The sequence below is a fragment of the Paracoccus sp. KKT209 genome, from assembly GCF_055635455.1.
Genome location: NZ_CM145758.1, coordinates 539,074 through 561,777, shown reverse-complemented (window position 1 = coordinate 561,777; position 22,704 = coordinate 539,074). Strand labels below are relative to the sequence as shown.

The following is a 22,704-nucleotide window of genomic DNA, read 5'->3' as shown; positions in this document are numbered from 1 at the left end:
AGGCTGGGAGGGCGCAGTGACTTGGCATCCCGTCAATCCCGCCCCGTGAATGGAGAAAGACGATGCAAGAGCAGACGATCGAAACCCGCCGGTTCGACAGCCCCGACGAATTCCTTGACATGAAGGAACGCGGAGGGATCGCCATTGTCAGGATGGGCGGCGGCGGCGCCGGAATGCATGCCGTCTTCGAGCCCGGCTGGACCTGGGAGGCTGATGAAAAGCCGCTGCTCGGGTCGCCGGATTCCTGTCCGATGCAGCACACCGGATACTGCATCTCCGGGAGGCTCGTGGTCCGCATGATCGACACCGGCCTGGAGACCCGCATCGGCAAGGGGGACTTCTTCGAGATCCCGCCGGGCCACGACGCCTATGTGGAGGGGGGCGAACGGGTGGAACTGATCCTTTTCGCACCCGCCGAGCATCAGCACTGATACCCGAAGCGGCCAGGCTGGACCCACGGCGAGGCCGCCCGTTCGAAGGATCCAGCAGAACCCAAGGAGCAGGCTATGGACGCGATGACAATGCGACGCACGCACGGCCGCGGGCGGCTGTTCGACAGCATCCTGGACACGGTCGGAGACACGCCGACGATCCGGATCACCCATCTCGCGCCTCCGGGCGTGGACCTCTACGTCAAAGCCGAGTTCTTCAATCCCGCCGGATCGGTCAAGGACCGGCTGGCGCTCAGCATCATCGAGGAGGCCGAGCGGGACGGGCGCCTGATCCCGGGGCAGACCGTCGTCGAGGCCACGTCCGGCAACACGGGGATCGGGCTGGCCATGGTCTGCGCGGCGAAGGGCTATCCCCTGGTCGTGACCATGGCCGACAGCTTCTCGGTCGAACGTCGCAAGCTGATGCGGATGATGGGTGCCAAGGTGGTGCTGACTCCACGGGCGGAGAAGGGCCTGGGCATGTATCTCAAGGCCGTGGAACTGGCCGAGGCCAATGGCTGGTTCCTGGCCCGGCAGTTCGAGACGGAGGCCAATGCCCGCATCCACGAGAACACGACGGCGCAAGAGATCCTTTCCGATTTTCGGGGCAAGCGCCTCGACTACTGGGTCACCGGCTATGGCACGGGCGGCACGTTGACCGGCGTCGGCCGGGTGCTGCGCCGCGAGCGGCCCGAGACCAGGATCATCCTGACCGAGCCTGCCAATGCGCAGCTGCTCGGCAGCGGCCATGTGCAGGCGCGCAACGCGGACGGCTCTCCTGCCGAAAGTCATCCGGCTTTCCAGCCGCACCCGATCCAGGGCTGGACCCCGGACTTCATCCCGCATGTCCTTCAAGAAGCCGTGGATGCCAGGCTTTATGATGAACTGATCCCGGTTGCCGGGCCCGATGGCATTGCCTGGGCGCAACGGCTTGCACGGCGTGAGGGCATCCTGACCGGAATCTCGGGCGGATCGACCCTCGCGGTTGCCATGGAGATCGCGGAGAGGGCGGACCCGGGCACCGTGATCCTGTGCATGCTGCCCGATACCGGCGAACGCTACATGTCCACGCCGCTTTTCGAGACGATCCCGGAGGAGATGACGGAGGACGAGGTCGCGCTGTCGCGCTCCACCCCCGGATATCAATTGGGTTGAGCGATGGAGCACAGGTCCGAAACCCTCGATCCCGCGGAATGGGGTCCGCTGCGCGATCTTGCACGCCGCATCGTCAATGATGCCGTCGACTATACAAGGGACCTGCGCGACAGGCCGGTCTGGCAGGACATGCCGCCAGAGGTGCGTGCCCATTTCCGCAGCCCGGCACCCCAAGAGGGCCAGCCGCTTGGGGAGGTTTACGACGAGCTGGTCGTGAACATGCTGCCCTACCCGATGGGCAACATCCATCCGCGCTTCTGGATGTGGTATATGGGGGCAAGCAACTTCACCGGTGCGCTCGGGGATTTTCTGGCCGCGATCCTCGGGTCGAACCTGGGCGGCGGCGATCATGCCGCGGCCGAGATCGACAGGCAGGTCGTGAACTGGCTCAAGGAGATGATGGGCTACCCGGAAGAGGCCAGCGGCACCCTCGTGTCGGGCGGGTCGATGGCCAATCTTGTCGGCCTGACCGTCGCACGCAACCGGATGTCCGGCATCGACCTGCGCGAGCTTGGTGTGGCTGGGCTGAAGGCGCCCCTGCGCTTCTACGGCTCCGACCAGATCCATTCCTGCCATCAGAAGGCGGTCGAGGTGATGGGCTTGGGCAACCGCGCCCTCCGCCGCGTGCCTTCTGACAAGGAGTGCCGGATGGACATCCCCGCCCTGCGCCGTGCCATCATCCAGGATAGGGCAAACGGCCTGGACCCAGCCTGCGTCATCGCAACCGCCGGAACGGTCAACACCGGCGCGATCGATGATCTGGAGGGGATTGCTGACCTGTGTGCAGAGGAGGGGCTGTGGCTGCACGTGGACGGGTGCATCGGCGCCCTTTTGGCCATTGCCCCGAAAGGTCGCGCCTTGGTCCGGGAGATCGCGCGGGCGGATTCCATCGCTCTCGATCCCCACAAATGGCTGCACGCCCCTTTCGAAGTCGGCTGCGCCCTTGTCCGGGACGCGAGCGCGCATCATGACACTTTCGCGGTGACGCCCGAATATCTGCAGAATGCGGGTCGCGGTATCGCATCGGGGGCCTGGCTCCACGATTACGGGCTTCAGACGTCGCGCGGGTTTCGGGCGCTGAAGGTCTGGATGTCGCTGAAGGAGCATGGCGTGGCCAAGTTCGGCCGTCTGATCGACCAGGACCTGGCCCACGCCCGCTATCTGACGGAGCGGATCGTGGCGACGCCAAGGCTGGAGATGTGCTTCCCCACCTTCATCAACATCGTCTGCTTTCGCTATGACCCCGGCGGCCTTTCAGAGGACATGCTGAAGACGCTGAACGTGGAGATCATGGTGAGGATGCAGGAGGCGGGCATCGCCGCCGTCTCCGACACGACCGTTCACGGTCGCCATTGCCTGCGTGCCGCGATCAACAATCACAGGACAACACGGGGTGACCTGGATGTTCTGGTGGAAGAAGTTGTGAGGGTGGGGGGGTGTCTGTCTGGGGAGGGCTTTTGTCGCGCTCTTCGCTGATGCTTCAGCCGGAACTGCGGTCGGTCGAATAGAGCGGCATGATGAAAGGGTTCGGCCGCCTTTGAAGGCGCCCACTTGCTAGGGGCCTGCTTCTCATGGCGCTCTTCTGTCCCACTGGCGCGTCGTATGACCCATCAAGGTGCAGCTTGAGGGCGGACAGGAGGTCAGGGAGCTGGAGGGCGCAGGTCATGCCGGTCTGGACGTTCGGAGCCGCAAGCATCCCTGTGATGCAGGCGCGCGTTCGTCTTCAGCAGCCAGCCGGAGAAATGCCAGGGCCGGACTACGGTCACGGTTGCTGCAGGAGGCGCCGCTTTGGTTCAACACGCTGACAGCAAGGCCCGTCTTGGAGGTGGCCAACGCAACCGCAGCCCGGCGTGGGCAAAGCTGCGATTGCTCCGCCTGCAGCTATTCTGGTGAGGTCAGAAGGAGCTGCGCCCCCACCCATTCAAGAATGGAGGCGAATACGCTGGCCGCTGCGTCAGGCAGGCCCCTGGCGCCTTAGGTTGCGATTGGCAATTGATCGGTCGGAAAATCCTTCAGCCTGTGCCCTGGTCATGCCCAGTTCCAGGCAATACGCGATGATCGTCTGGCCGCACCTTTTGTCGTCCTGGTCATTAGGCAGTTCCCGCGAGGGCGACGGCACTGACGCGGTCACTTTCCGGCCTTTGCTGCGGCATTGGCGACGGGAAACTTGGTGCTGGGCGCCGCAGCGCTGACCTTCGGCTTTTCCTTCTTCGGCTTTTTCTCGTCGCGCTTGCGCTTGTTCATGCCCTTGGCCATGGTCTGGCTCCTGTATGGCCGCCGAAATCGACGGGCCTTGCAGTTTAGACCTTGCCGGCAGGATAGATAGTCCTGTTGCGCGCACCTCTTGGTGATGCGCGGGAGAAGCGGGCACCTTGGACGCGCATGGCGTCACATCGCTGCTGCGAAACTCGTCCGAACCTTTAGGCGCCACAGGCGCAGGTCTGACCTTTGACCGGTCGGCCAGCCGACATATCTAGCCGGACCCTCAAAGCGATGGCCGACGGCACTTGGCCGGATGTCAAATCGATCTGCCACCGACACGGCAATCGGATTTGCGCCAAGTCGCACAGCTATCTTGAAAAGCCCCGCAGCGCCCGCTGGTTACCTCCAACTCAAGCGGGACCTTTGCCTCCAGCCACGTCGCCCAGCTTCGAAGTCGCGGACCGATCCTCGCATCCATTCGGCGAAGGACCGATCGGCAGATCCGTGTATCTTCACTGCCAAGTTCCCGCCAATTGATCACACGGAAAAGCATGGCTGATAAGTTGTCGCATACTGTTCTCTCAACAGTTCTGCCAAGCTGGGATAGCTGGCTGCGTCCTGACAATGTCGTATGAAGTGCAGCATTTCTGACGATCTGCGCGTTCATCGTCTGAGGTCTTGCCCTTCGCGGCACCCACGCATCCTTTCGCGTTGCGGACAATCTCCAGGCAAAGGAAAACCACAAGTCATGAATTGCCGATTGAGCAACGAAAGCCCGCGGCTTTTGTCGATCGCCACCGCGGTCCCGCCGAACGTCCTGCATCAGGATGACATTCTGACCGAGTCCCGCGCATTGCTGGAGGCACGGTTTTCACAGTTCGAGCGTCTTGCCCCCGCCTTTCGCAATGCCGGGATCGACACACGCCATTCCGTCGTGCCGCTGGACTGGTTCCGCCAGCCGCATGGCTGGGTCGATCGCACGCAGGCCTATGCGGATGGCGCCACCCGCCTGTTCTGTGAGGCAGCCAGCCGCGCCCTTGAGCAGGCGGGGCTGCCTGCGGATCAGGTCGACATCATCGTCACGGTCTCCTCGACCGGAATCGTGACCCCGACACTGGATGCGCTGGCCGCCACACGAATGGGGTTTCGCACCGACGTGATGCGCGTGCCGGTCTTCGGGCTGGGCTGCGCAGGCGGCGTGTCGGGATTGTCGATCGCTGCCGACCTTTCGGCGGCGCGGCCCGGTGCGGTGGTGCTGATGGTCGCGGTCGAGACCTGCACGGTCCTCTTCCGCCTGGACCGGCTGGCAAAGGCCGACATCATCGCAACCGCGCTTTTCGGGGACGGCGCTGCGGCGGTCGTTCTGCGTGCCGGGGCGCGGGCCGACGACGCCTGCCCCGCAATCGGGCTGGGCCGCCAGCACATGTGGCCCGACACGTTGGGCATCATGGGCTGGACGGTCGAGGAGACGGGCCTTGGCGTTATCTTCGACCGGTCGATCCCTTCCTTCGCCGAGGCGGAGTTGCGCAGCGCGCTGGAGGCGCTGATGCCGGATCATCCTGTCGATCGCCATGTCTGTCACCCTGGCGGCGCCAAGGTCATCACTGCCCTGGAAACAACGCTGTCACTTGCCCCCGGCACTCTGGATGTCGAACGGCAGGTGCTGGCGCGAAACGGCAACATGTCGGCACCGACCGTCCTGTTCGTGCTGGAACAGGTGCTCAACGGGAACATCTCGGGGTCGTTGCTGGCGACGGCGCTTGGGCCGGGCTTCACCCTGTCCCTCCTGCCAATAGAGGTTTTCTAGGATGGAAGCCTCTGTCCCTGCCTTGGGCTTCATCGCGTTCCTGATGATTCAGCGCGGCGCCGAACTGGTCCTTGCGCGCCGCAACACCCGCCGGCTGCTGGCGCGGGGCGCGGTGGAGCATGGGGCCCGCCATTATCCCCTCATCGTCGCCCTGCACGCAGCCTGGCTTCTGGCGATTACTGCGTGGGGCTGGACCAGTTCGGTCCATGTCGGTTGGCTGACCGCCTTCGCGCTGCTGCAGGTCTTGCGGATCTGGGTTCTGGTCAGTCTGGGGCCGCGCTGGACCACGCGCATCATCGTCATTGATGAGCCCCTGGTCGCGCGGGGGCCATACCGCTGGTTCCCGCATCCAAACTACGCCGTCGTCATCGCCGAGATCGTCGTCGCCCCAATGGTCCTAGGCCTGTGGCAAGTGGCGCTCGTCTTCAGCCTTTTCAACGCAGCAGTCCTGACGATCCGTATCCGCGCAGAGGCGCGGGCGCTCCGCTTGCCAACGGCAACTGGCGATTAGGCTCCGGATGGCGATTGCACTGTGCTGCAATGCCTTTTCCGCGACTTCCGTCGACATGCCGGTTTCCTTGTCGCTGAAAACACAGTCCGTAATCGGCAGAGACCACGTACCGCCCTTGCGCGGCCTGCTCGTCCAACGAACAGCTGCCGGTTTCCACTACGATCCTTCCGCCCTTCGGCATGGCGTCGCGGACGTTGATGCAGAAGTTCAGGAGGGCGTTCTCCAGCTGGACGGGATCGACTAGGGTCGGCCAAGGGTCCTCTTTCCGGACAGCCTCCACAGTGACCTGCGGACCCACGGTTCGTCCAACCAGATCCTCCATGCGGCTGATCAACCTGTTCAGGTCGGTGGACTTGGGATCCAGCGTCTAGCGGCGCGAGAATGCCAGCAGGCGGTGAGCCAAGGCGGCGTCTCGCCTGGCTGTTTCCTGTGCCCCCCAGATAGCGACCGACTTTTGTTCCTCGTCCCTGCTGGATGGGGGTCTGCATCATCTCCAAGCTGCAGATATGGCTGCCAGCAGGTTGTTGAAGTCATGGGGAATGCCGCTGGTCAGCTGGCCGACCGCTTTCATTTTACGACTTTGCCGAAGAGCGTCCTGCGCGCGTTCCAATTCTACCTGTTGCTGATGCTGCGGGTCACGTCGCAGCCCGTGGCATAGGTCAGATCGCCGTGGGCAGCCGCCACCCACGAGATCCAGCGCGTCGATCCGTCCTTGTGCCGATAACGTTTCCGGATGCTCGGCTGACCTCCGTTGCCGCCAGCCTTTAGGCTTCGGTGGTCAGGGCATGATCTTCCGGAAGGACAAAATTGTTGCCATGAAGCCCCCCAGTTCCTCCGGTGCATAGCCCAGGATGGTCGTCCAAACAGGGTCTGCGCGCGGGAATACCCCATCGAGATCGATAACGGTCATGAGCTCGGGCGAGTGTTCCACATCCGGTCGCGCTCGTTCGTGCATTCCCCGACCTGGCTTTCCAAGGTCTTGTTGAACTGCTGGAGGCGCGGCTCGCTTTCCCGCAAGCGCGCCGCCAACCGCACCTGCTCCATGACGTCGTAGCCGCCGACGAAGATGCCGGTGACATAGCCTGCGTCATCGCGCACGGGTTCATATACCAGGTCTATGAAACGTTCGCCTTCGGGATTCTTGAAATGTATCGGCAAAGCCTGGGCGGCGAATGCCTGGCCGATCTGGTAAACCCGGTCGAGCCGTTCATAGAAGTTCTGGCCTTCAAGTTCCGAAAACACGTCCGCACGGTGCGCCCGACAGAATCACGCTCACCTGAAATCTTGTGGTAGGCGTCGTTCACATAGGCGAAGCGGTGCTAGGGTTTTGAAAGCAAGGCCACGAACCCTGCAGGACATGGCGCTGGCGCTCTTAGACAGCCACCTGCTCTGCCTCAATTCGTCTGCTCGTCTCGAGCGCGATGTTGAGGACAGCGACAACCTAGGCCCTGTTGACCAATGACGGAGCCAAAGTCGGATGGACGTGATGTCGATGAAGCCCAAGAAGCTTTCGGCCGTCTTGTCGCAGCCTGTTGCGACGCGGCGTGCGTTCTTGAGCGTGTTGAATCAGCGCTCGAGCAGGTTGCGCAGGCGATAGAGCGAACGGTCCCTACCCACGTGCTTTTGGCGAGACTTGCACATCGGGATGATCGGCAGGCCATCGCGCTCTTGCAGACGCGCCGTGATGCTGTTGGCGTCATATCCGCGATCTGCCAGCAGCACTTTGGGACTGGGCCGATTGTCAGCCATGACCAGACCGAAGCCGAGATAGTCAGATGTCTGGCCCGGCGTAATCTCTGTCCTCATGGGCAGACCGTGCGCATTGACGAGGAGGTGGATCCTGGTCGTGAAATGGAAGGTGGTCCAGAAAACGATCCGGTGGATCGTTTTCCCACCGGACGCTCTTGAGCGCCCGAAACCCTGTCGCGGAGTCCGCCTTTAGCGCCCGCTGCCTGATGGTGGGCGCGGATCACGGTTGCTGTCGATCATTTGCAGGCTGCCTGGCACGGCCCCACTTTGGTTCGGGGCTTGCCATGATGATCTCCCGGAGCCCGGCCAACGTCCAGCGCCGGAATTGCCGATAGACGCTCGACCATTTGCCGAACTCCCCGGGGTAGATCGCGCCAGGGAACCCCGGGTCGTGCGATCCAGAATAGGCCATCAAGAACGAGGCGGTGGCTGGTGGGTTCGCGTCCGTTCGCGGCGCGGACGGCGAGGATGACCCCCTCAAAGAAGGCCCATTCCTTGTCCGACATAAGGTCCAGTGACAAGCTGGTTCCCATCGCAGATACCAGCGTGAATCTCGCCCAAAGCCTGCTGTGAATCCCTTTTGTCACCACGACTTAGGCGACAGCGGACGTTTGCTGCGCAATGCTCCAAGGCCAGCAGTGTGGGACACTTGCTGCCAATCAGCTAGGTTGGTCAAAGCCAAATTGGCTGCCAAACGCGAGCAGTTCCGGGGACGAGCGGTGTGACATTCCGCGCGTGGCTATCGGTCGTGTTGAACTTTCTTTCGCTGCCTCCACAGCCCGTTAAGCATCCGTAGATGAAAGCTCTGCCGCCAACCCAAAGGCCGTCCCGATCATCCCGCCCTTGAAGAACAGGCAGCAGGGGTAGGACCTGTGGAATTAATACAGGAAGGGCGATGGCCAGTGCTCAGGGGTGTCGCATCAGGAGGGCAGACAGTATCGGCTGGCCCAGGCCATAAAATTCGATGGGAAGCGACCTTTCGACCGCCTCATGCGTATCGGGTTAGATCAGATTGACAGAGGTGCTGCCCGAGAGGCGGAAGGCGCAAGCCCGAGCTGCTAGTTTAAAAGCCAAAGTACAGGCCTGATTGCGGCTGACCAAAAGGCCGGACATGCCACAGCATGCCACGAAGCCATTACGTGACAAAATAAGCAATTTTGCTTGGTGTTCACAATGTGGAAAATGGTGCACCCGGAGCGATTCGAACGCCCGACCCCCAGATTCGTAGTCTGGTGCTCTATCCAGCTGAGCTACGGGTGCAACATGAGGCGGGGATTACCGTTCGGGCTGGGGGGATGCAAGAGCGAAAACGACAAAAAGATGAAACTCTTTTGCAGGTCTAGCGCGCAGCTGCTTCATGGCGGACGGGAAGGCCGGCCATGCCGCGGGGGATCTGGATGCAGAACTGGCTGCCCTCGCCGTCGCTGCGCAGCAGGTCCAGGCGGCCGCCATGGCCGCGCACCAGGTCGGCGGCGATCGTCAGTCCCAAGCCGGTGCCGCCGCGCCGCGTGCTGCCGGTGAAGGGCTGGAACAGATATTCCCGCGCCTTGTCCGGCAGGCCCGGACCGGAATCGCAGACCTTGATCCACCAGTCGGAGTCTCCCTCGCCCGCGCCGATCTCGACCGTGCCGGGCTGGCCGCTGCCTTCGATGGCCTGGCGGGCGTTGCGGGCCAGGTTGGCCAGCACGCGGTAAAGTTGGTCCCGATCCGCCCGGATCATCAGGCTGGCCGGGATGTCGGTCAGGAACTCGACCTGTCCCGCAGATTCGCCGGCCAGCATCTCGGCCTCGACCACCTCGGCGGCCAGTTGCGCTAGGTTGAACCGCGACAGCGTCGGCGCCGGCTCCTCGGCCTTGCCGAAGGCCAGCGTGGTTTCACACAGGTTCACCGCGCGGGTGATCGAATTCACCAGCTTGGGCGCCGCGCGGCGCACCTTGGGGTCGGCGCTGTCCTCCAGCCGGTCGGCAAAGATCTGGGCGGTGGTCAGGATGTTGCGCAGGTCATGGCTGATCTTGGCGACGGCCTGTCCCAGCTGCGCCATCCGTTCCTTTTGCTTCAGGGACGAGGTGACGGTCTGCTGCATGGATTGCAACGCGGTCTCGGCCTCGCGCAGTTCGGCCAGACGGGCATCGGGGATGATGATGTGGCGCGCATCTTCGGGCGCGCTGGCATAGGCGGACATGTGGCTGATCACGCGGCGGATCGGCACCAGGATCAGACGCTGCGCCGCCAGGAACAGCAGGACTGCCGTCAGGATCGAAAAGGTCGCCGACACCGCCAGCAGCCGCAGGCCATAGTCGATCATCGCAGCCCGCAGGGGCGCGGTCTCCATCGTGATCTCGATCAGCTGGCCGGCCTGGTTCACCGGAGAGCCGATCACCCGGATGACCCGGTTCTCCGAATCGGCCAGCACGGCCAGGGAATCGTCGATGGTCTGCAGCACGCCTTCGGATCGCAGGTCATGGGTGGCGGCGATGGGTCCCGGGATGGGAGAGGACAGGACCAGCTGGCGGATGTCGTTGCGCCGCAGGACGACGTTGAAGACGCCGGCGTTCTGCAGCAGCTCGGATTCCAGGTCCAGCGCCAGCGAATCGTCGGTCGCCAGCAGTGCCAGGCTGGCGATCTGTGCCCGCTCCAGCCGCGACTCGAGGAAATCCAGCCGAAAGCCTGCCAGTGACGGCAGCAGGATGAACAATTCGGCCAACAGGACGAACATCGTCGTCAAGGCAGCGAATCGGCCGGAGATCGTGTTCAGTCGCATCTTGTCCGGGTTATGGGGGCGCCGGCGCCGGTTGTCAGCCAAGCAAGGAACGGATTGGTCATCAAACGAATGTGATCTATGCACGGTTCCCCGTAACATGAGAACAGGGTTAACCGACGCTTTGCGGGGTTTGCATGGTTGACGCGGGCGGACAGGTCCACTATCCAGCGGGCTTCGAACAACCGGCGCCGTCGCGCAGGGCAGCTTTGTGCTACCTTGCCCCGGTCGGACGCCACCCGCAAGACATTGCCACTGGCAAGCTACGACCCGGAGACTGACCATGAAGCGCACCTTCCAACCTTCGAACCTCGTTCGTGCGCGCCGTCACGGCTTTCGCGCCCGCATGGCCACCAAGGGTGGCCGTCGCGTCCTGAACGCCCGCCGCGCCAAGGGCCGCAAGCGCCTGTCGGCCTGATCGCATCGATCGAGCCGGCGGCCACGGCCGCCACATGAAGGCTTTCGACATGCCGCCTCTGCCCCGTCCTGCTGAAGATCAGCCCCAGGATGCCGGCTCGGCGGCATTTCGCATGCCATCCGACAACCGGTTCCCCATGCCGCCGGTGCTGCGCCAGCGTGCCGATTTCCTGGCGGCGGCGCGGGCGCTGCGTCAGGGGATGCCGGGCTTTCTGCTGCAGGCCCGCCGGCGGGACGACGACGGCCCGGCACGGATCGGCTTCACCTGCTCGAAGAAGATCGGCAACGCGGTCGCGCGCAACCGGGCCAAGCGTCGCCTGCGCGAGGTGGCGCGGCTTGGTCTGCCGACCCTGGGCCGGGAAGGTTGGGACTATGTCCTGATCGGGCGCCCCGAGGCCACGATCGCCCGCGGCTTCGACGACCTGCGCGACGACTTTGCCCGCGCCATGACCAAGATCCATCGATGACCCCGCTGGCCCGCCTGGTGGCCCTGCCGGTGCGCGCCTATCGCCTGGTCGCCAGCCCTTGGGTCGGCCACGGCTGCCGCTTTCAGCCGACCTGCTCGGCCTTTGCGCTGGAGGCGCTGGAGCGTCACGGCGCGTGGCGCGGCGGCCTGATGACCCTGCGGCGGATCGGGCGCTGCCACCCCTGGGGCGGCCACGGCTATGACCCTGTGCCGGGCGCGGACCCGCAACATGACAAGGACGCCTGTGATGCTGGACGGCGCTGACGACACCGAGATCCATCCGCTGTTCGCCGGCGCCCCGTCCGGAACGGAATTCCGCAAGCTGCGCAAGCGCCTGGTCCGCGACACCCGCGCCGCGATCGAGGATTACGGCATGATCCGCCCCGGCGACCGCTGGCTGGTCTGCCTGTCGGGGGGCAAGGACAGCTATGCGCTGCTGGCGGTCCTGCACGAACTGCAATGGCGCGGCCTGCTGCCCGTGGATCTGCTGGCCTGCAACCTGGACCAGGGGCAGCCCAACTTTCCCGCGACCGTCCTGCCCGAATTCCTCAAGGCGCGCGGTGTGCCGCACCGGATCGAATATCAGGACACCTATTCCATCGTGAAGGAAAAGGTCCCGGCGGGGCGCACCTATTGCGCGCTGTGCTCGCGGCTGCGCCGCGGCAACCTTTATCGCATCGCGCGCGAGGAGGGCTGTTCGGCCGTCGTGCTGGGGCATCATCGCGACGACATGCTGGAAACCTTCTTCATGAACCTTTTCCACGGTGGCCGGCTGGCGACGATGCCGCCCAAGCTGCTGAACGAGGAGGGCGACCTGACGGTGCTGCGCCCGCTGGCCTATGTCTCGGAAGCCGACTGCGAGAAGTTTTCCAAGGCAATGAATTATCCGATCATCCCCTGCGACCTCTGCGGCAGCCAGGAAGGCCTGCAACGCGTGCAGGTCAAGCGGATGCTGGACGAATGGGAGGCGCGCAGCCCCGGCCGCCGGCAGGTGATGTTCCGGGCGCTGATGAACGTGCGCCCCTCGCATCTCCTGGACCCGGCGCTGTTCGACTTCGCCTCGCTTTTCCCGGCGGGCGATCCCGTTGCCGTGCAGCAGCCCCCGATCCTGCATGGGTCTGATTAACCGGACACAAAGCATTTTGGGCTAGACCGGTTTCCGGTGATTCCGTGAAAGGCCCGGCATGTCCATGAGTGTTAATCGTTTGCTTTCGCCGTTCCGCAAGTTGCTGGGCACTCCGCAGGAGAGCGGCGACCAGTCCCGCACCGTTCTCTTGCTTCGGCTGGAGAATACCGAGCTTTTGGGCCGCCAGCTGGACAAGACCGCCATGAGCCATCTTCTGGTTCAGCTGTCGATGACCCTCGGCCGGGCGGTCAGGCCCTATGATCCCGTCCAGGTGCTGGCGCCGGGCCTGTTCGCTCTGGTGCTGCGCAACCGCAACGACCGCGACGCGATGCAGGTGGCGCGCAGGCTGCACCAGCAGGGCCAAGCGCCCGTGGCGCTGGCGGGGCAGTCGGTGACCCCGGTCCTGACCGGCGTGCTGATCCATGCCGAGGCGCCGGACCTGCCGACGGTCCCCTCCCAGATCGAGAACGGCCGCCAGCGCCTGCAGATGCTGGAGGAGCGGAAGCTGGGCCAGCTGAACCCCTACCCTCATGATCCCAGGCTGGGGGGCGCAGGCCTGGCCGCCACCGTCAGCGAGGCGATCGAGGCCGGCCAGATCCAGGCCTGGTTCCAGCCCCAGCTCTGCTGCCATACGGGCCGGATCACCGGCTTCGAGGCCTTGGCCCGTTGGGCGCATCCGCAACGCGGGCTGCTGCCGCCCGGTGCCTTCATGCCCCAGATGTCCGGGGCCGACCACATCAACCTGACCATGTGCATGCTGGCCCGGTCCATGGCGGCGCTGAAGGAATGGGACCGGGCCGGCTATGACGTGCCCACCGTCTCGATCAACATCGCAAACTCGGAACTGTCGGACAGGGGCTTTGCCGATTGCCTGCTGTGGGAACTGGATCGCCACGACATACCCCCGGCCCGCCTGGTGGTCGAGGTGCTGGAAAGCGTCGGTCCCGTGACCTGCAATGCCGAAACGCGGACCAACCTCGGCAAGCTGGCCAAGGCCGGCTGCCGGATCGACCTGGACGACTTCGGGACGGGCTATGCCAGCCTGGATGCGATCCGGCAGTTCGGCATCCACCGGATCAAGATCGACCGAAGCTTCGTGACCGCCTGCGACATCGACGAGGGCCAGCAGCGGATGATCCTGGCGATCATGGCCCTGGCCGAGCGTCTGGGCATCGCCGCGCTGGCCGAGGGCGTGGAGACGCGAGAGGAATATTCCTTCCTGGCGCAGATGGGCTGCGACGAAGTCCAGGGCTATGCCATTGCCAAGCCGATGCCCCTGCCCCGGACGCTGGAGTTCCTGGCGGCCAACGGCAAAAGCACCGCCAGCCTACCCGGAATCGCGCGGCTTGGCTGAGCTGCGCCCACTCCACCGGGGGCATGCGGGGCGCGGGCCTGGCCAAGCTGTTTCCGGGCCGAACCCTCGCGCAGTGACCCGACACCTTGCGACAGGTCGGCGCATCTGCGCCCGACCAGGCTGGCAAAGGCCCGATTTCCCCTTGGGAAGATGGCCTGCGCCCCAAATCCGCTTGACCTTTCGGGGTCCCTTCTGTTGAACCGGCGCGACTGACGCGATGACGGTGGTGACGGAAGATGGAAGACAACAACCGCAATCTGATCCTGGCGACAGTCCTGTCGTTCCTGGTGATCCTGGTCTGGTACACCGTCTTCGCTCCCGAGCCGGTGTCGGACCAGCCCTCGGGCCAGCCCCTGGCAGAGCAGACGATCAGCGACCAGCCGCTGACGGCTGACGGCGTCGCCGCCGCGCCCGCGGACCTCGGCACCCTGCCCGACGCGCCGGCCCCCGAGGCGATCGGCCGCGTGGCGATCCAGTCGCCGGCGGTCACGGGCTCGATCTCGCTGGCAGGCGGCCGCATCGACGACCTGATGCTGACCCGCTACCAGGAAACCATGGAGGCCGGCTCGCCCGATGTGCGCCTGCTCTCGCCCTCTTCGGCCACCGCGGATGACAGCGTCGCCGCCGCCGGCACCAAGCCCTATTACGCGGTCTATGGCTGGACCCCCGGCCCCGGCATCGATGCAGCCCTGGTCCCGAACCCCGCCACCGTCTGGACGCTGGAATCGGGCGACACGCTGGCCCCCGGCCAGCCGGTCACGCTGGCCTGGGACAACGGCGCCGGCCAGATCTTCCGCCGCACCTTTGCGCTGGACGACAACTATCTGTTCACCGTGTCGCAAAGCCTGCAGAACGACGGCAATGCGGCCTTTTCGGCCGCGCCCTACGGCATCATCGCCCGCCATGGCCGGCCTGACACGCAGAACTACTTCGTGCTGCACGAGGGCGTCGTGGGCATGCATGACGGCACGCTGATCGAACAGAAGTACAAGGCCATCGCCGAACTTGACCCGATCGAGCGCGAGGGCCGCGCCCAGGTCTACGAGGTTTCCAGCAACGGCTGGATCGGCTTCACCGACAAGTACTGGATGACCACCTTGGCCCCCGCTCCCGGTCAGGCCTTCACCGCGGTCGTCAAATATGCCGAAGGCGCCGACATCTACCAGACCGAGGCCCGTTTCCCGATGCAGACGGTCCAGCCGGGCACGCAGCTCTCGGCCGACAGTTACCTGTTCGCCGGCGCGAAGGTCTGGGAGGTCGTCCGCAGCTACGAGGAAAACCCCGGCATCCAGCGTTTCGTCGATTCGATCGACTGGGGCTGGTTCTATTTCCTGACCAAGCCGATCTTCCGCCTGCTGCACTGGCTGCACGGCATCATCGGCAACATGGGCTGGGCGATCATCGCGCTGACCTTCGTCCTGAAGACGCTGGTCTTCCCGCTGGCCCGCAAATCCTACATCTCCATGGCGAAGATGAAGGAACTGCAGCCGCAGATGGAGGAGCTGAAGCAGCGCACCGGCGACGACCGCATGAAGTTCCAAAAAGAGGTGATGGAGCTCTACAAGCGCGAAAAGGTCAATCCGGCGGCCGGCTGTCTGCCGATCCTGCTGCAGGTGCCGATCTTCTTCTCGCTCTACAAGGTGATCTTCGTCACGATCGAACTGCGGCATGCGCCCTGGATCGGCTGGGTTCAGGACCTGTCCGCGCCCGATCCCTCCAGCCTGCTGAACCTGTTCGGCCTGCTGCCCTATGCGGCGCCGGCGCAGGGAACGCTGCTGCACTCGCTGTCGCTGCCGGCGCTGGCGATCCTTCTGGGCATCAGCATGTGGATGCAGCAAAAGCTGAACCCGGCCCCCGCCGATCCGACGCAGAAGATGATCTTTGCCTGGATGCCCTGGATCTTCATGTTCATGCTGGGGGGCTTCGCCTCGGGGCTGGTGCTCTACTGGATCACCAACAACCTGATCACCATCCTGCAGCAGTACACGATCATGACCATGCACGGGCACCGGCCCGACATGTTCGGCAATATCAAGTCCTCGCTGCCCCGCCGCGGCAAGGGCACCAAGACCAACGGCGCCGGAAAGTGACGGCGCATCTGGCCCTGATCCGCCGGCACCCGATCAAGTCGGTCGGTGGCGAGGGGCTGGAGACGATCACGCTGCAGGCGGCGCGCCGCCTGCCCGGCGACCGCGAATGGGCGGTGCTGACCGAGAGCGGCGAACGTCTGGCCACGGCCAGCGAAATCCAAGGCCAGCCGGACCGCTGGCTGCCCAAATCCTGTTTCCTGCGCGGTGTCGCCTCGGCCGATCTTCAGGCGGTGACGGGGGGATGGCAGGGCGACCTGCTCACCCTGTCCCATCCGCGCCAGGGCGAGATCACGCTGGACCCTGCCACCGAAGGGCCGCGCCTGGTCGACTGGCTGCGCCCGCTGTGGCCGGCAGAGGCCCCGGCGCCCACGCGTCTTGTGCGCGGGGCGCGGATCTGGACCGACCAGAAATGGCCTTGGGTCTCGATCCTCTCGCTGTCCAGCCTGGCCGAGCTCGAGGCGCGGACGGGACAGGCGCTTGGGATCCATCGCTGGCGCGGCAACTTGTGGATCGACGGTCTGGCACCTTTTGCCGAACGCGACCTTGTGGGCCAAGTCATCCGCATCGGGCCGGTCGAGTTGCGTGTCACCGACCAGATCGGCCGCTGCGATGCCACCAGCGCCGACACTGCGACCGGGCAGATCGACATCGACATGGTCCGGACGCTGGACCGTCTTTACGGACATACCGATTTCGGCGTCTTTGCCGAGGTCGTCACCGGCGGACCGATCCGCCTTCAGGATCAGGTCACGCTATGAAAGTCTCCTTTCCCGTCGCTCCCGAACCCGATGCCGCGACCTCCGAGGCCGCGCGCCTGCTGTTCGCGGGGCCGGTCGATTTCGTCAAGGGCGTCGTCCACATGGACGGCCTGCCCCCGGCGGACCGCCCCGAAGTCTGTTTCGCGGGCCGCTCGAACGTGGGCAAGTCCAGCCTGATCAACGCGCTGACCGGGCGCAAGGGCATCGCCCGCGCCTCGAACACGCCGGGCCGGACGCAGGAGATCAACTATTTCGCCCTGGGCGAACACAGCTATCTGGTCGACCTTCCGGGCTACGGCTTTGCCAAGGCCCCGGTCGCGGTGGTCGCGAAATGGCAGGCGCTGCTGAAGTCCTATCTAGCCGGGCGGCAGACGCTGCGCCGGGCCTTCTGCCTGATCGATTCGCGCCACGGCGTGAAGGATGTCGATCATGAGATCATGTCCCTGCTGGACCGGTCGGCGGTGCCCTTCCAGGTCGTCATGACCAAGACCGACAAGCTGGGCCCGAACGCGCTGAAGCCGGTGCTGGAACAGGTCGCGGGCGAATTGCAAAAGCATCCCGCCGCCTTCCCCGAACTGGTCGTGACAAGCTCGGAAAAGGGTCACGGCATCGCCACGCTGCGCGCCATCATCGCCGGGCTGGACTGATCGGCGCCCGCGTCCTAGGGTCCGCCCCGTCAGACAGGGGCCTTGAGGATGAGAACACAGACCATGAACCGTGACTGGATCGCCACCGCGCGCACGCTATCCGAGGCCCTGCCCTATCTGCAGCGCTATTCCGGCGCCGTCGTCGTGGTCAAGTTCGGCGGCAATGCGATGGGCGACGACGAGGCGATGGCGGAATTCGCCCGTGACATCGTGCTGATGAAGCAGGTCGGCATGAACCCCGTCGTCTGCCACGGCGGCGGCCCGATGATCAACGACCTGCTGGGCCGCCTGGGCATCGAGAGCCGCTTTGTGCGCGGCAAGCGCGTGACCACCAAGGAGACCGTAGAGGTGGTCGAGATGGTGCTGTCGGGTCTGGTCAACAAGCGCATCGTCCAGGCGATCAACGACGCGGGCGGCCGCGCGGTCGGCATCTCGGGCAAGGATGACGACATGATGGTCTGCGAGGCGGACGATCCCGAACTGGGCTTTGTCGGCCGCCCGGTCGAGATGAACGTCCAGATCATCCGCGACCTCTATGGCGCCGGAATGATCCCGGTCATCGCCCCCGTCGCGACGGGCATGGAGGACAACGAGACCTTCAACGTGAACGGCGACACCGCCGCCGGCGCCATCGCCGGCGCGCTGAAGGCCGATCGGCTGCTGCTGCTGACGGACGTGGCAGGGGTTAAGGATGCCACGGGCCAGGTCGTCACGCAGCTGACCCCCGACCAGGTGCGCGGCATGATTGCCGACGGCCAGATCGCCGGCGGCATGATCCCCAAGACAGAAACCGCGCTGAACGCTCTGGATGATGGCGTGCGCGCCGTGGTGATCCTGGACGGACGCGTGCCCAATGCCTGCCTGCTGGAGCTGTTCACCGAGCATGGCGCCGGCTCGCTGATCCGCACGACCGAACCCCGGGTCAAGCCCCGCGGGCTGCGCCAGGGCGATCCGGGGCTCTGACCCCGTAGGCGGCCCCCGCCAAGCGATGTGCTTGCGGGGGCGACAGAGGCTGTGGCAGGCTGCCGGAACTGACGGCATGGCAAGAGGCAGCACAACATGACTCCCAACGGACACCGACGCTTGATCCTGACGCGCCATGCGAAATCGGCCTGGGATGATCCCGCGCTTGACGATCATGACCGCCCCCTGAACGACCGCGGCCGCCGCTCGGCCCGCGCCCTGGGCGACTGGCTGGCCAGCCGCGGCTATGAGCCTGAGGAGGTTCTGTGCTCCTCGGCCGCGCGCACGCAGGAAACCTGGGCCATGCTGGCCGGCGCGCCGCTGGAGGTGCGCCCGATGATCCGGATCGAGCCCTCCCTGTACCAGGCCGGACCCGACCGGATGCTGGCGGTTCTGAAGACGGCGACGCAGCCGACGGTGATGATGCTGGGCCATAACCCGGGCATTTCGGAATTCGCAGCCATGCTGCCGGCCCGGGCGCCCATGGACCCGGACTTCCGCCGTTATCCCACGGCCGCGACGCTGGTCGTGGACTTCCAGATCGACAGCTGGAACGACGTGCAGCCGGGCCAGGGCAGGGTCATGGACTTCATCCGGCTGGACGGCCGAGTCTGATCCGACCGAGGGAACAGGCAAAGGGGCCGGGCGATGCTGCCCGGCCCTTGCGTTTCAGTGGCCCAGGATCTGGCTGAGGAACAGCTTGGTCCGTTCGGACTTCGGGTTGTTGAAGAAGTCTGTAGGGTTGTTCTGCTCGACGATCTGGCCTTGGTCCATGAAGATCACCCGGTTGGCCACGGCCTGTGCAAAGCCCATCTCGTGGGTGACGCAGATCATGGTCATCCCCTCCTCGGCCAGCTCGATCATGGTGTCCAGGACCTCCTTGATCATTTCGGGGTCCAGCGCGCTGGTCGGCTCGTCGAACAGCATGATGCGCGGCTGCATGCACAGCGACCGGGCGATGGCCACGCGCTGCTGCTGGCCCCCCGACAGCTGGCCGGGATACTTGTCGGCCTGCTCGGGGATCTTGACCTTTTCCAGGAACCGCATCGCCGTCGCCTCGGCCTGCTTGCGGGGCACCTTGCGCACCCAGATGGGCGCCAGCGTGCAGTTCTCCAGCACGGTCAGGTGCGGGAACAGGTTGAAGTGCTGGAACACCATCCCGACCTCGGACCGGACCTTGTCGATGTTCTTGATGTCGCTGCTCAGCTCGACCCCGTCCACGACGATATGGCCGGCCTGATGTTCCTCCAGCCGGTTGATGCAGCGGATCAGCGTCGATTTTCCGGACCCCGAAGGGCCGGCGATGACGATCCGCTCGCCCCGGTGGACGGTCAGGTCGATGTCGCGCAGCACGTGAAAGGATCCGTACCACTTGTTCATGTTGCGGATGTCGATGGCGACCTCGTCGCTGATCGTCATCTGGCTGCGGTCGATCTGGCGGTTGATCGGTTCGTTCATGGCCCGGGTCCTTACCTGTGGTCACGCTGCAGGCGGCGTTCCAGATACATCGAGTATCGCGACATGCCGAAGCAGATGAGAAAGAAGATGGCGCCGACAAAGATGAACGGCTCCCAGTAGATGCCCTTCCATTCGATATTCGCCCGCACCGCGTCCGACATGGATTTCAGCGGATCGTAGAGGCCGACGAAGGTCACCAGCGTCGTGTCCTTGAACATCCCGATGAAGGTCGAGACGATCCCCGGAATGCTGATCTTGAGCGCCTGCGGCAGCACGATCAGCCGCTGCGCCTTCCAGTAGTCCAGGCCTAGGGCGTCGGCGGCCTCGTACTGGCCCTTGGGCAGGGCGGCCAGGCCGCCGCGGATCACCTCGGCCATGTAGGCGGCGGCGAACAGCGTCACCATGATGATGACGCGCAGGATGATGTCGAAGCTGGTCCCGGGCGGCAGGAAATAGTTCAGCAGCAGCGAGGCCACGAACAGCAGCGTGATCAGGGGTACGCCGCGGATGAACTCGATGAAGATCACCGCCAGCGACTTGATCAGGAACATGTCCGACCGCCGCGCCAGCGCCAGCACGATCCCCAGGGGCAGCGACAGCGCGATCCCGGCCACGCCGATGGTGATCGACAGAAGAAAGCCGCCGAACCGGTCCGACCGGACCGCCTCGATCGAAAGGGGCAACATGGCCTGGGCATCCTGGGCCGCGTTGCCGGCCAGGAACAGCCAGAACAGCACCGTCACCAGGATCGCCCCCACCGTCGCCAGCAGCGGCGAGATGCGCACCAGCAGCCGCCAGGCCAGCCAGCCCAGCACCGGCCCGACCAGAACGAAGATCGGCCCCCAGAGGCTGCCGCCCCACAGGAACCAGACGCCCAAGAGCGGATAGATCAACGAGAACGGCAGCAACCATGCGATGTTGCGTTCCGACGCCAGAAGGCCGCTGGCCAGCACCAGGGCTGCAAAGACCAGCCAGCCCACAGGCGCGCCCAGCACCGCCATGCACAGCAGCGTGGCTATGGCAGTGATCGCCAGAACCACCCGCCTGATGGCCAGGGAGGCCGAAAACAGGACCGGGGCCAGCGCCACCATCAGCAGACCAAAGGCCATGGTCGGCCGCCAGTAAAGCGTCTGCGGATAGAAGCCGAAGACATACTGGTTCCAGCGCTCGCGGATGACGGCAAAGCAGGCGCCGCGCGCGCCCTCGCCCCAGGTGGCGGCGATGATCTGGCGGCATTCGGTCAGGCTGGAGGCGTTCCAGACGGAATGGGCGAACCAGTCCCAGAAGGTCGCCACCAGGAACCAGATGATCAGGATGCCCAGGATGGTCAGGACCGTGTTCACCGGCCCCGCGAACAGGTTCTCGCGCAGCCATTTGACCGCGCCGGATTCGCGCGCGGGCGGTGGTGCCGCGGGCAGCATCGTGTCGCGCACGAAGGGGACGGTCTGGGCGTGGGTGTCGCTCATCTCACCGCTCCTTCAGTTTGACGCGGGCATTGAAGACGTTCATCCCCGCCGAGATGATCAGGCTGACCGCCAGATAGGTCAGCATCATCAGCACGATCGCCTCCAGCTCACGACCGGTCTGGTTCAGCGTGGTGCCGCCAAGCGTGCCGCGCAGGTCCATGTAGCCCACCGCGATCGCAAGCGAACTGTTCTTGGTCAGGTTCAGGTATTGCGAGATCAGCGGCGGCACGATGACCCGCAGCGCCTGCGGCAGGATCACCAGGCTCATCGTGCGGTTCGGGCGCAGGCCCAGGGCGAATGCCGCCTCGGACTGGCCGCGGCTGACCGCCAGGATGCCCGCGCGCACGATCTCGGCGATGAAGGCCGCGGTATAGAGCGTCAGCGCCAGCCACAGCGCCACCAGCCCGTTCGACACGTTCAGCCCGCCGGTGAAGTTGAAGCCCTGCAGGGACGGCGGCTCCAGGTGCAGGCCGAAATACCAGATCAGGAACAGCGACGGCAGCACCATCACGGCCAGGCTTTTCCACCAGGTGACTGGCCTGTCCCCGGTGCGGTCCTGCACGGCCTGCGCATGGTTGCGGATCATCCGCCGCAGCAGCCAGCCCCCGACCAGCACCGCCACAAAGGCGATGGTCGCCCAGTTGAAGGTGATGCGTGCGCCCAGGTCCAGGCTGCCGGGATCGTTAATCATGCCCAGGGTCGGGATCGCAGTATAGCGGTTGGTCAGCGCCACATTGTCGAACAGGATCATCGACATCGTCGCGTTCTCGCCCCGATAGGCGTTGGGGGGCGGCAGGATCTCGGTAAAGATCGCGTAGATGATCAGGATCCACAGCAGCAGCGGCATGTTGCGGAAGATCTCGACATAGACGGTCATCAGCCGCCCGAAGAGCCAGTTCCGCGACAGGCGCGCCACGCCCACGACGATGCCCAGCACGGTGGCCGCGATGCAGCCCAGCACCGACACGATCAGCGTGTTCAGCAGCCCTACGACCGAGGCCCGCAGATGCGTGTCGTCCGAGGTATAGGGGATCGGCGTCTGCGGGATGTCATAGCCCGCGCGCTGGAACAGGAAGCCGAAGTCAAAGCTCTTGCCCATCAGGGCCAGGTTGCGCAGCGTGTTGTCGATCAGCCACCACAGGCCCAGCATGACCAGGATGAACACGATGACCTGAAAGGTCAGGGACCGATAGCGCCGATCGTTGATCAGCATGCTCAGCCGGAACGGCGGGCCCGCCGATGCCGAGACGTCCGTCATTGTCTTTTACCCCTGTCACCCGCCATCGGCTTTTTGCCGCTTTGTTCACCGGCGGGTTTGTCGTTGGTGGCGCCCAGAAGGGTCGGGA

General features: G+C 64.8%; 23 protein-coding genes, 1 tRNA gene and 1 pseudogene. 16 read left to right on the top strand and 9 right to left on the bottom strand.

Annotated elements, in window-relative coordinates; genetic code table 11:
* Positions 1 to 62: 62 nt before the first annotated feature.
* From ACZ2G3_RS02880 to ACZ2G3_RS02870, 3 genes are all read left to right on the top strand, one after another.
* Positions 63 to 431, top strand: a complete 369-nt coding sequence (locus ACZ2G3_RS02880) for a cupin domain-containing protein (protein WP_470397523.1) — start codon at positions 63 to 65, stop codon at positions 429 to 431.
* 75 nt (positions 432 to 506) lie between these two features.
* Complete coding sequence (locus tag ACZ2G3_RS02875; protein ID WP_470397522.1) at positions 507 to 1,586, top strand: PLP-dependent cysteine synthase family protein; 1,080 nt, start codon at positions 507 to 509, stop codon at positions 1,584 to 1,586.
* A 3-nt stretch (positions 1,587 to 1,589) separates the two neighbouring features.
* On the top strand, positions 1,590 to 3,062 hold the full coding sequence (locus ACZ2G3_RS02870) for a pyridoxal phosphate-dependent decarboxylase family protein (protein WP_470397521.1): 1,473 nt from the start codon (positions 1,590 to 1,592) through the stop codon (positions 3,060 to 3,062).
* Between the two features lie 651 nt (positions 3,063 to 3,713).
* Here the strand turns inward: ACZ2G3_RS02870 and ACZ2G3_RS02865 are convergent.
* Positions 3,714 to 3,842 carry a hypothetical protein gene (locus tag ACZ2G3_RS02865; protein ID WP_419271239.1) on the bottom strand — a complete coding sequence of 43 codons (129 nt, stop codon included), beginning with the start codon at positions 3,840 to 3,842 and terminating at the stop codon, positions 3,714 to 3,716.
* 706 nt (positions 3,843 to 4,548) lie between these two features.
* Here ACZ2G3_RS02865 and ACZ2G3_RS02860 point away from each other — a divergent pair.
* Genes ACZ2G3_RS02860 through ACZ2G3_RS02850 form a run of 3 tightly spaced genes read left to right on the top strand, consistent with a single transcriptional unit; the run spans position 4,549 to position 6,350 of the window.
* Positions 4,549 to 5,595 carry a type III polyketide synthase gene (locus ACZ2G3_RS02860; protein WP_470397519.1) on the top strand — a complete coding sequence of 349 codons (1,047 nt, stop codon included), beginning with the start codon at positions 4,549 to 4,551 and terminating at the stop codon, positions 5,593 to 5,595.
* Between the two features lies 1 nt (position 5,596).
* Positions 5,597 to 6,106 carry an isoprenylcysteine carboxyl methyltransferase family protein gene (locus tag ACZ2G3_RS02855; protein WP_470397517.1) on the top strand — a complete coding sequence of 170 codons (510 nt, stop codon included), beginning with the start codon at positions 5,597 to 5,599 and terminating at the stop codon, positions 6,104 to 6,106.
* A gap of 7 nt (positions 6,107 to 6,113) precedes the next feature.
* Entirely contained in the window at positions 6,114 to 6,350 is a 237-nt protein-coding gene (locus tag ACZ2G3_RS02850; protein ID WP_470397516.1) for a hypothetical protein, read from the top strand.
* A gap of 534 nt (positions 6,351 to 6,884) precedes the next feature.
* Here ACZ2G3_RS02850 and ACZ2G3_RS02845 read toward each other — a convergent pair.
* From ACZ2G3_RS02845 to ACZ2G3_RS02825, 5 genes and pseudogenes are all read right to left on the bottom strand, one after another.
* Positions 6,885 to 7,016, bottom strand: coding sequence for a hypothetical protein (locus tag ACZ2G3_RS02845; RefSeq protein ID WP_470397514.1), 132 nt, complete (start codon positions 7,014 to 7,016; stop codon positions 6,885 to 6,887).
* Positions 7,013 to 7,348, bottom strand: coding sequence for a hypothetical protein (locus tag ACZ2G3_RS02840; RefSeq protein ID WP_470397512.1), 336 nt, complete (start codon positions 7,346 to 7,348; stop codon positions 7,013 to 7,015). Before ACZ2G3_RS02840 ends, ACZ2G3_RS02845 begins: the two co-directional genes overlap by 4 nt.
* A gap of 207 nt (positions 7,349 to 7,555) precedes the next feature.
* A pseudogene (locus ACZ2G3_RS02835) lies at positions 7,556 to 8,388 on the bottom strand (transposase); the annotation flags it as partial.
* A 650-nt stretch (positions 8,389 to 9,038) separates the two neighbouring features.
* A tRNA-Arg gene (locus tag ACZ2G3_RS02830) sits at positions 9,039 to 9,115 on the bottom strand.
* 79 nt (positions 9,116 to 9,194) lie between these two features.
* Positions 9,195 to 10,616: a sensor histidine kinase gene (locus tag ACZ2G3_RS02825; RefSeq protein ID WP_470397511.1), complete on the bottom strand. Its 1,422-nt coding sequence runs from the start codon at positions 10,614 to 10,616 to the stop codon at positions 9,195 to 9,197.
* Positions 10,617 to 10,896: 280 nt separating this feature from the next.
* On the opposite strand from ACZ2G3_RS02825, the gene rpmH reads away from it, so the two are divergent.
* From rpmH to ACZ2G3_RS02775, 10 genes are all read left to right on the top strand, one after another.
* Positions 10,897 to 11,031, top strand: coding sequence for a 50S ribosomal protein L34 (rpmH, locus tag ACZ2G3_RS02820; RefSeq protein ID WP_028725980.1), 135 nt, complete (start codon positions 10,897 to 10,899; stop codon positions 11,029 to 11,031).
* Between the two features lie 112 nt (positions 11,032 to 11,143).
* Positions 11,144 to 11,497, top strand: a complete 354-nt coding sequence (gene rnpA / locus ACZ2G3_RS02815) for a ribonuclease P protein component (protein WP_470397509.1) — start codon at positions 11,144 to 11,146, stop codon at positions 11,495 to 11,497.
* On the top strand, positions 11,494 to 11,760 hold the full coding sequence (gene yidD, locus ACZ2G3_RS02810) for a membrane protein insertion efficiency factor YidD (protein ID WP_470397507.1): 267 nt from the start codon (positions 11,494 to 11,496) through the stop codon (positions 11,758 to 11,760). Before rnpA ends, yidD begins: the two co-directional genes overlap by 4 nt.
* A complete protein-coding gene (ttcA, locus tag ACZ2G3_RS02805) occupies positions 11,744 to 12,622 on the top strand; it encodes a tRNA 2-thiocytidine(32) synthetase TtcA (protein ID WP_470397505.1) in 879 nt (292 codons plus the stop codon). Before yidD ends, ttcA begins: the two co-directional genes overlap by 17 nt.
* A 64-nt stretch (positions 12,623 to 12,686) precedes the next feature.
* The gene (locus ACZ2G3_RS02800) at positions 12,687 to 13,976 is read left to right on the top strand and encodes an EAL domain-containing protein (RefSeq protein WP_470397503.1); all 1,290 of its coding nucleotides are present in this window, start codon (positions 12,687 to 12,689) and stop codon (positions 13,974 to 13,976) included.
* Positions 13,977 to 14,212: 236 nt separating this feature from the next.
* Positions 14,213 to 16,066 carry a membrane protein insertase YidC gene (gene yidC / locus ACZ2G3_RS02795; protein ID WP_470397501.1) on the top strand — a complete coding sequence of 618 codons (1,854 nt, stop codon included), beginning with the start codon at positions 14,213 to 14,215 and terminating at the stop codon, positions 16,064 to 16,066.
* Positions 16,063 to 16,824: an MOSC domain-containing protein gene (locus ACZ2G3_RS02790; protein ID WP_470397499.1), complete on the top strand. Its 762-nt coding sequence runs from the start codon at positions 16,063 to 16,065 to the stop codon at positions 16,822 to 16,824. Before yidC ends, ACZ2G3_RS02790 begins: the two co-directional genes overlap by 4 nt.
* The gene (yihA, locus tag ACZ2G3_RS02785; protein WP_419271384.1) at positions 16,821 to 17,471 is read left to right on the top strand and encodes a ribosome biogenesis GTP-binding protein YihA/YsxC; all 651 of its coding nucleotides are present in this window, start codon (positions 16,821 to 16,823) and stop codon (positions 17,469 to 17,471) included. Before ACZ2G3_RS02790 ends, yihA begins: the two co-directional genes overlap by 4 nt.
* A gap of 63 nt (positions 17,472 to 17,534) precedes the next feature.
* Entirely contained in the window at positions 17,535 to 18,434 is a 900-nt protein-coding gene (argB, locus tag ACZ2G3_RS02780; RefSeq protein ID WP_470399025.1) for an acetylglutamate kinase, read from the top strand.
* A 96-nt stretch (positions 18,435 to 18,530) separates the two neighbouring features.
* Entirely contained in the window at positions 18,531 to 19,049 is a 519-nt protein-coding gene (locus ACZ2G3_RS02775; RefSeq protein ID WP_470397496.1) for a SixA phosphatase family protein, read from the top strand.
* 54 nt (positions 19,050 to 19,103) lie between these two features.
* Here ACZ2G3_RS02775 and ACZ2G3_RS02770 read toward each other — a convergent pair whose 3' ends face one another.
* The 3 genes from ACZ2G3_RS02770 to ACZ2G3_RS02760 are packed head-to-tail and all read right to left on the bottom strand — an operon-like array spanning position 19,104 to position 22,616.
* A complete protein-coding gene (locus ACZ2G3_RS02770; protein ID WP_111299704.1) occupies positions 19,104 to 19,892 on the bottom strand; it encodes an amino acid ABC transporter ATP-binding protein in 789 nt (262 codons plus the stop codon).
* A gap of 11 nt (positions 19,893 to 19,903) precedes the next feature.
* Entirely contained in the window at positions 19,904 to 21,358 is a 1,455-nt protein-coding gene (locus ACZ2G3_RS02765; protein WP_470397494.1) for an amino acid ABC transporter permease, read from the bottom strand.
* Between the two features lies 1 nt (position 21,359).
* Positions 21,360 to 22,616 (bottom strand): amino acid ABC transporter permease, encoded by a 1,257-nt coding sequence (locus tag ACZ2G3_RS02760; protein WP_470397492.1) that lies wholly within the window; start codon positions 22,614 to 22,616, stop codon positions 21,360 to 21,362.
* Positions 22,617 to 22,704: the final 88 nt, after the last annotated feature.

Bases quoted from the DNA above. Each gene is read 5' to 3' on its own strand.
- ACZ2G3_RS02880 (WP_470397523.1), top strand. From the start codon at position 63: ATGCAAGAGCAGACGATCGAAACCCGCCGGTTCGACAGCCCCGACGAA.
- ACZ2G3_RS02875 (WP_470397522.1), top strand. From the start codon at position 507: ATGGACGCGATGACAATGCGACGCACGCACGGCCGCGGGCGGCTGTTC.
- ACZ2G3_RS02870 (WP_470397521.1), top strand. From the start codon at position 1,590: ATGGAGCACAGGTCCGAAACCCTCGATCCCGCGGAATGGGGTCCGCTG.
- ACZ2G3_RS02865 (WP_419271239.1), bottom strand. From the start codon at position 3,842: ATGGCCAAGGGCATGAACAAGCGCAAGCGCGACGAGAAAAAGCCGAAG.
- ACZ2G3_RS02855 (WP_470397517.1), top strand. From the start codon at position 5,597: ATGGAAGCCTCTGTCCCTGCCTTGGGCTTCATCGCGTTCCTGATGATT.
- ACZ2G3_RS02850 (WP_470397516.1), top strand. From the start codon at position 6,114: ATGGCGATTGCACTGTGCTGCAATGCCTTTTCCGCGACTTCCGTCGAC.
- ACZ2G3_RS02845 (WP_470397514.1), bottom strand. From the start codon at position 7,016: ATGACCGTTATCGATCTCGATGGGGTATTCCCGCGCGCAGACCCTGTT.
- ACZ2G3_RS02825 (WP_470397511.1), bottom strand. From the start codon at position 10,616: ATGCGACTGAACACGATCTCCGGCCGATTCGCTGCCTTGACGACGATG.
- rpmH (WP_028725980.1), top strand. From the start codon at position 10,897: ATGAAGCGCACCTTCCAACCTTCGAACCTCGTTCGTGCGCGCCGTCAC.
- rnpA (WP_470397509.1), top strand. From the start codon at position 11,144: ATGCCATCCGACAACCGGTTCCCCATGCCGCCGGTGCTGCGCCAGCGT.
- yidD (WP_470397507.1), top strand. From the start codon at position 11,494: ATGACCCCGCTGGCCCGCCTGGTGGCCCTGCCGGTGCGCGCCTATCGC.
- ttcA (WP_470397505.1), top strand. From the start codon at position 11,744: ATGCTGGACGGCGCTGACGACACCGAGATCCATCCGCTGTTCGCCGGC.
- ACZ2G3_RS02800 (WP_470397503.1), top strand. From the start codon at position 12,687: ATGAGTGTTAATCGTTTGCTTTCGCCGTTCCGCAAGTTGCTGGGCACT.
- yidC (WP_470397501.1), top strand. From the start codon at position 14,213: ATGGAAGACAACAACCGCAATCTGATCCTGGCGACAGTCCTGTCGTTC.
- yihA (WP_419271384.1), top strand. From the start codon at position 16,821: ATGAAAGTCTCCTTTCCCGTCGCTCCCGAACCCGATGCCGCGACCTCC.
- argB (WP_470399025.1), top strand. From the start codon at position 17,535: ATGAACCGTGACTGGATCGCCACCGCGCGCACGCTATCCGAGGCCCTG.
- ACZ2G3_RS02775 (WP_470397496.1), top strand. From the start codon at position 18,531: ATGACTCCCAACGGACACCGACGCTTGATCCTGACGCGCCATGCGAAA.
- ACZ2G3_RS02770 (WP_111299704.1), bottom strand. From the start codon at position 19,892: ATGAACGAACCGATCAACCGCCAGATCGACCGCAGCCAGATGACGATC.
- ACZ2G3_RS02765 (WP_470397494.1), bottom strand. From the start codon at position 21,358: ATGAGCGACACCCACGCCCAGACCGTCCCCTTCGTGCGCGACACGATG.
- ACZ2G3_RS02760 (WP_470397492.1), bottom strand. From the start codon at position 22,616: ATGACGGACGTCTCGGCATCGGCGGGCCCGCCGTTCCGGCTGAGCATG.